Origin of the sequence: Paenibacillus ihuae (genome assembly GCF_001368795.1) — a bacterium.
GTDB lineage: Bacteria > Bacillota > Bacilli > Paenibacillales > Paenibacillaceae > Paenibacillus_AQ > Paenibacillus_AQ ihuae.
This window is the reverse complement of sequence record NZ_LN831198.1, coordinates 223067-229908: the sequence shown is the minus strand read 5'-3', so window position 1 is coordinate 229908 and position 6842 is coordinate 223067. Positions and strand designations below refer to the sequence as shown.

Genomic DNA, 6842 nt, shown 5'->3' with positions numbered 1-6842 from the left:
AAAATCGCTGCTTATCCTGAAATAGCCAAACGCGTAATCTACGAAGGTCACGAGCCGGCTAATCATACGTACAATCACGTTTATTTCAAAAAACCAATCTCCGCAGAGCAGGTGATGAAGGAACTGGAGCTGACAGAGAATGAGATTATAAAGATTTCGGGCCGGCACAGCAGTCTGTTCAGACCACCGGGCGGGATGTATGACGAAACTTTGGTGAATATCTCCAACCGCATGGGACTGAAGCCGGTACTGTGGTCCTGGCATCAGGATACGCTCGACTGGAACCGCCCAGGCGTATGGAGTATTTCTAATAAAGTCATTAAGAACGCCCATAGCGGCGATATTGTACTCTTCCATGACTATGTTCACGGGCAATCACAGACAGGGGAGGCCCTCAAGATTATTTTGCCTGCACTGGAGAAACAGGGTTTCCGTTTCGTTACCGTCTCCGAGCTGATCGGACTGTCGAATACCGAGAAAGCGGAAAACAAAAGACATCTGGCTTATTAGACAAATTCACCGGACTCCTCAAGGTTCTTTAATTGCGCGGGTCTGCAAAATAAGGTAGTCTTGAGCTATCATCAAGACTTATTGAGCGCTGCAGCAGTGCATCCTTTAGGAGGCTTTCCCCTATGTCCGAGAACACTTCCTATACTACCGAGGAAATTGCCCGGTTGTTGAAGATATCCAAGTTAAAAGTCTATGATCTGATCAAAAAAGGCGAGCTGCCCTCTTACCGCGTAGGTAAGCAAATGCGGGTGGACCATACCGATCTTGAGGCCTACAAGCAGAACTCGCGAAGCAGCTCTGCCGCCGGCCTGCAGGGAAATCCAGCGGCATCCTCCACTCTGCCGCCGGCCACCCCATTCGTGCTGCCTCCAGCCACATTCTCGGTGCCGCTTCATCTCGCCCAGCCTGCGGGGTATTCCAGTAAAGCTGCGGGAACGAATGTTGTCATAACCGGACAGGACATGTCGCTGGATATTCTGGCCAGCCATCTGGAACGCAGCCTCCCGTCCACCCGCCCGCTCCGTTCTTATGCAGGCAGTCTGGACAGTCTGATCGCCATGTATCATGGCGAATCTGACATCGTCAGCACTCATTTGCTGGATGGAGATACCGGCGAATATAACCTTCCTTATATCCGCAGGCTTCTGGTCGGTTCCTCTTATATCGTCGTCCATTTGCTGGCACGCAGTGCAGGGTTCTATGTACAGAAGGGCAACCCGAAGAACATCCGGAGCTGGTCGGATTTGCAGCAGAAGGAGCTGAAGCTGATTAACCGGGAGCGCGGCTCCGGCGCACGGGTCCTGCTGGACGAGCAGCTGCGCCTGCACAGCATCCGCGCTGCAGAGCTAATCGGATACGACACCGAGGAGAACAGCCATTTAGCTGTTGCCGGAAGGGTGTCCCGCGGCGAAGCCGATGTCGGCATCGGCACCGAGAAGGCGGCCAAAATTGTTGATGGACTTGAATTCATTCCGCTGATCAAGGAACGTTACGATCTGGTCATGCTCAAGAAGCCGGGGAATGAACAGTGGATCAGTGCAGTGCTAGATATTCTGCGTTCTTCGGCCTTTAAGAGCGAGCTCAGCTCCATCCACAGCTATGATCTTTCTGATACAGGCAGGATCATTTATGAGAGTTAAATGAGAGTTAAGCTGCAAACAAAAACTCCGGCTTACCTGGTTACACAGGCATAGCCGGAGTTTTTGGCATTCTATGCTTCAGGCACGGCGGTTGACGAACATCAGCATAAGGGCAGAAATGGCAATGATCGAGCAGACCCACATCCAGGCAAGCGTCATATTCCCGCCGTCAACAGCTACATAAATCGCGGTAGGCACGGTCTGGGTGCGGCCGGGAATGTTCCCCGCCACCATGATCGTGGCGCCAAATTCTCCAAGCCCCCGGGCGAAGCCCAGCACATAACCCGCAGCCAGCGAGCGGCTGGCCAGCGGCAGCGTCACGTAGCGCAGAACCTGAAACTCACTGGCCCCCTGAGCGCGGGCTGCATCTTCAATATCCTTCTCTACGCCTTCGAAACCAGCTTTAACGGTTCTGTATACGAGCGGAAAAGCTACAACTACAGAAGCGATTACGGCTGCTCCCCAGGTGAACAGGATGGTATGCTCCGTAAACTGCTCATACAGCCTGCCAATCCAGCTCCGCCGCCCCAGAATCACCAAAAGCACGAAGCCCACCACAGTAGGCGGCAGGACAAGCGGCAGCAGCAGTACAGTCTCAATCAGACTGTGTCCCGGAAACTTCCGGCCCGCCATGAGCTTGCCCGCATAAGTCGCCAGAATGAATACGATAATACTGGTAATTACAGAGATTTTGACCGAAAGCCAGACGGGGGCGAAAAAATCAGTCCAGTTCATCTCCATCCGCTCACACCCCGCTTATCCTCATTCTGAATTATTTAGCTAATGTAAATCCGTAGCCGGTGAAGATGCTGCCGGCTTCTTGGGTCTGCACGTAATTGTAAAATGCTTTAGCCTCTGTCTGATGATCGGAGTCTTTCACGATTCCTACCGGATAATTTATCGCCTTATGAACGTGGGCTCCTACGGTTAGAGCAATTTTCACTTTCCCGGAAGTCAGGGCATCCGTCTTATAGACAAAACCGGCATCCGCATTTCCTGTCTCTACATAGGAGAGCACCTGGCGTACATCCTTGGCAAAAACCAGTTTGCTTTGCAGTGTATCCCACACCTTCTTGGCAGTCAATGACTGCTGCGCATATTGGCCGGCAGGCACCGATTCCGGCTGGCCGACAGCTACCTTCTTAAAGGATTTATCCGTAAGCTGTGTAATTGTGGTGATGCTCGATTTGGAATCGGAAGGCACGACCAGCACCAGCTGATTCTTCAATAATTCTTTATGAACAGAGATAAGCCCGCCATCCACAAGCGCCTTCATTTGCTTATCCCCGGCAGAGAAGAATAGATCAGCAGGAGCGCCTTGTTCAATTTGCTTCTGCAAGGTGCCCGAAGCGCCGTAGTTGAAAACAAGATCAATATTGGGATGCTGCTTCTCATAGAGCACAGCGATCTTATCCAGACTGTCCTGCAGACTTGCCGCAGCCGAAATAATAATTTCCGTCTTCTTCGTTGCCGCTTCCAGCTGGCCTCCAAGCGCTGCTGATAGACCAGAAACCAGCAAAACAGACAATACTACCACAGCTAATTTCTTGAACATTTCCATTCCTCCCGTTTATGTATCTTATATATTTAGGTGATATTCTAGCATATCCCTTTTTGTTTTACTATACGTTTGGTTATGTTTACTTATATTTAGTTATGTATAGTATAGATTGGTTATTTATAAACCTATGCTTAAAAAAAACAAAAACAGCCCTTTAAGCGTCATGCCGCTTAAAGGGCTGTTCTCAGCTGCTAATTTTTCATCCGCGGGTCGAGCACATCACGCAGGCCGTCCCCCCATCAGGTTGAAGCCCAGCACAGTCAGCATAATAGACAGGCCGGGAAAAATCACCGTCCACGGCGCCTTCTGAATGAACTGCCGGGAATCGGAAAGCATCTTCCCCCATTCAGGGTCCGGCGGCTGGGCGCCAAGCCCCAGGAAGCCGAGTGCAGCGGCCTCGATAATCGCAGTAGCGATCCCTAACGTGCCCTGCACAATAATAGGCGTCAAACTGTTAGGCAGAATATGGGTCAGCAGAATCCGCGAGTTCTTCATTCCAATCGCCCGGGCTGCCGTAATGTATTCCTCCGATTTCAGGGAAAGGACCTTCGCCCGCACCAGCCGTCCGTAGGTAGGAATATTAACGATTGCAATGGCATAAAGCGCATTTTGCAGTGAAGGCCCGAGAATGGCCACAATTGCAATCGCCAGCAGAATGCTCGGAAACGCCAGCAGAATATCAAACATCCGGGATATGAGCATATCAATCCATTTGCCGTAATAACCGGCCAGCACCCCGAGAAATGTCCCTACAGCGATGGATCCGATGACCGAGAAGAATCCCACCCAGAGCGAAATACGGGCACCGTATAGAATCCGGGTGAACAAATCCCTCCCCAGATCATCAGTACCGAACCAATGAGCCGCAGAAGGCGCCTTCAGCCGGTTGACCAGCTCCTGCTCCTTATAGCCATAAGGTGCAATAAATGGCGCAAGCAGCGCTATCAGTACAAAAAACACAATAATACAAAGCCCGAGCATCGCCGTCTTATTTTTGCGGAAAGCCTTCCACGCATCGCGCCAAGGTCCGGAAACCTTTTCGGCCTGTACATTCGGGGGTGTTACATTGATTGTTATCTGTCCCATCGGTTCACCCCTCACTTGTAGTTAATGCGCGGATCAACGGCCGCATAAAGCAGATCCACTAGCAGATTAATAACGACGAAAATAAAAGCAATAATCAGGATTCCGGTCTGAATGACAGGGTAATCACGGGCACTTATCGCTTCAAATATATACCTTCCCACGCCAGGCCAAGCAAAAATCGTCTCGGTCAAAACGGCACCGCCGAGCAGAGCGCCTGTCTGCAGCCCCACCACCGTTAACACTGGGATCAGGGCATTTTTCAGCGCATGCTTGTACACGACCAGGAATTGCGACATTCCTTTAGCTTTAGCCGTACGGATATAGTCGGAGTTCATAACCTCCAGCATACTGGAACGGGTCATCCGGGCGATAATCGCCATCGGAATGGTGCCGAGCGCTATGCTTGGCAGGATTAAATGCTTAATAACCGTCCACAGCTGACCCCACTGTCCAGCAATAATCGTATCAATAATATAGAGATTAGTGATGCTCTCCACCGGATTGCGCTGGTCCATCCTTCCTATAGAAGGCAGCCAATGCAGTTTCAGTGCGAATAACAGCTGCTCCATCAGCCCCAGCCAAAAGATCGGCATAGATACACCAATGAGTGCAATAATCATCGCGGTATAGTCAAACCATGAATTCTGCCGCCAAGCGCTTAGAATCCCCGCATTAACACCTACAATTGTGGCAAACAGCATACTTGCAGCCGTAAGCTCCAGTGTAGCTGCGAGATAAGGCATAATTTCTTTAGCAATCGGCGTTTTAGTTCGGATGGAAGTCCCGAGATCGCCTTGCAGCAAATCTCCCATATAATTAAAATACTGCTGCAGCCACGGCTTATCGAGGCCGAGCTGTTCACGCAGCGCCTGTTTGGACTGCACAGTTGCCTTTTGCCCAAGGATCGTCTCTGCCGGATCACCCGGAATGGCATGGATAATCGAGAATACAATAATCGTCATCCCGATCAGAACCGGGATTAATACCATAACACGTTTTAATAGGTAGGAGTTCAAGTCGGCTCACCTTCCAGCGATCCACAACATAACTTGCCGCCGCTACAAGCGCGGCGGCAAGAAAATGCTGATGGATCATACTATTCGAAGTAAATTTCGCTGTAATATTCCGTACCTGTCGGACCTGGAACATAGCCTTTCAAATTGGCTTTGGCAGCCAGAAGCGGAGTTGTGTGGACCAGAGGAATCCAAGGCGCATCCGCTTTGATGATTTCCTGAGCCTGTTTGTACAGGTCGGAGCGTTTAGCCTGATCTGTTTCCTTCTGGGCATTGATCAGAATAGTGTGCAGTTCTTCATTTACATAGAAGCTGCGGTTGTTACCAGGAATAGCATCCTTGTCGAGAAGCGTGTACAGGAAGTTATCCGGGTCGCCATTATCACCTGTCCAGCCGAGCATGTAGATATCATCTTTTTCACCAGCTTTGGTGTCATCGAGGTATGTCGCCCATTCCGGGGACTCAATGACGGTTTTCACACCGATCTTCTCCCAGTCGGCTTGAATGGCTTCCGCCACCTTTTTGCCATCAGGCATATAAGGGCGGGATACCGGCATAGCGTACAGGGTTACAGTATCCGGAAGACCATCAGGATAACCGGCTTCAGCCAGCAGTGCCTTTGCTTTGTCCAGATCGTATTCATAATCCTTCACAGCATCGTTATAGCCCCACAGTGATGGAGGCATAGGGTTCACAGCGGCAGTAGCCTGGCCGGAGAAGAAAGCATCGATAATAGCCTGTTTATTTACAGCATAGTTCAGCGCTTGTCTTACTTTTACATTATCAAAAGGTTTCTTGTTAAAGTTGAAGCCGAGGTAAGCGACATTGAACGGCGGACGCTCAATCTTCTGCAGCTCCGTGTTGCCCTCAAGGGTCGACAGGTCATCCGGACTAAGATCTTCCATCAGGTCGATTTCACCATTCTGCAGCGCATTGAAGCGTGCAGAGTTATCAGGAATCGAACGGACGATCACCTTGTTCAGCTTAGGAAGCCCTTCTTTCCAATAATTCGGGTTTTTGTCGAGCGTAATGGAATCATTATGCTTCCATTCTGTGAAGACAAACGGCCCGGTACCTACAGGCTCATTCTTGAAGTTCTCTTTCTTCTCCTGAATGGCGGTAGGACTGGCAATCCCGAACGAGGTCATTGCGATATTCTGCAGGAACGGAGCCTGCGGCTGGTTGAGTGTAAATTGTACGGTTGTGGCATCCACAGCCTTCACTTCTTTGATTACACGGCTGCCGTCCGGACCGAACATGGAATCGTAGTAATCAAAGGAATCGCCTTCGAATTTGAACTCACTTGCAGGATCACTCCAGCGGGTAAAGTTGAACACAACCGCTTCAGCATCAAAATCCGTTCCGTCATGGAACTTTACACCCGGATGCAGCTTGAAGGTGTAAGTCAGACCGTCTGCTGAAACTTCCCAGCTGTCAGCAAGCGAAGGCTGTACTTCGGAAGTTCCCGGCTTGTATTCCAGCAGGGAATCAAATACCTGATGGGCAATCTTAAGCGATTCGCCGTCAGTTACG

General features: G+C 50.4%; 6 protein-coding genes and 1 pseudogene. 2 read left to right on the top strand and 5 right to left on the bottom strand.

Features of this window, described 5'->3' with window-relative positions; genetic code table 11:
- Positions 1 to 510 (top strand): polysaccharide deacetylase family protein (locus tag AQR02_RS33295; protein WP_245237021.1); only part of this gene is annotated, 510 nt, incomplete at its 5' end.
- 122 nt (positions 511 to 632) lie between these two features.
- On the top strand, positions 633 to 1649 hold the full coding sequence (locus AQR02_RS00995; protein WP_054938998.1) for a substrate-binding domain-containing protein: 1017 nt from the start codon (positions 633 to 635) through the stop codon (positions 1647 to 1649).
- A gap of 78 nt (positions 1650 to 1727) precedes the next feature.
- On the opposite strand, the gene modB is transcribed toward AQR02_RS00995, so the two are convergent.
- The 5 genes and pseudogenes from modB to AQR02_RS00970 form a co-directional block, all read right to left on the bottom strand.
- Positions 1728 to 2384 (bottom strand): molybdate ABC transporter permease subunit, encoded by a 657-nt coding sequence (gene modB / locus AQR02_RS00990; protein WP_187388799.1) that lies wholly within the window; start codon positions 2382 to 2384, stop codon positions 1728 to 1730.
- Between the two features lie 37 nt (positions 2385 to 2421).
- A complete protein-coding gene (gene modA / locus AQR02_RS00985) occupies positions 2422 to 3210 on the bottom strand; it encodes a molybdate ABC transporter substrate-binding protein (protein ID WP_054938996.1) in 789 nt (262 codons plus the stop codon).
- A gap of 191 nt (positions 3211 to 3401) precedes the next feature.
- Positions 3402 to 4296: pseudogene (gene nikC / locus AQR02_RS00980) on the bottom strand (nickel transporter permease).
- Between the two features lie 11 nt (positions 4297 to 4307).
- Positions 4308 to 5312 (bottom strand): ABC transporter permease, encoded by a 1005-nt coding sequence (locus tag AQR02_RS00975; protein WP_054938995.1) that lies wholly within the window; start codon positions 5310 to 5312, stop codon positions 4308 to 4310.
- 80 nt (positions 5313 to 5392) lie between these two features.
- On the bottom strand, positions 5393 to 6842 hold a 1450-nt coding region (locus AQR02_RS00970; RefSeq protein ID WP_245237019.1), incomplete at its 5' end, for an ABC transporter substrate-binding protein.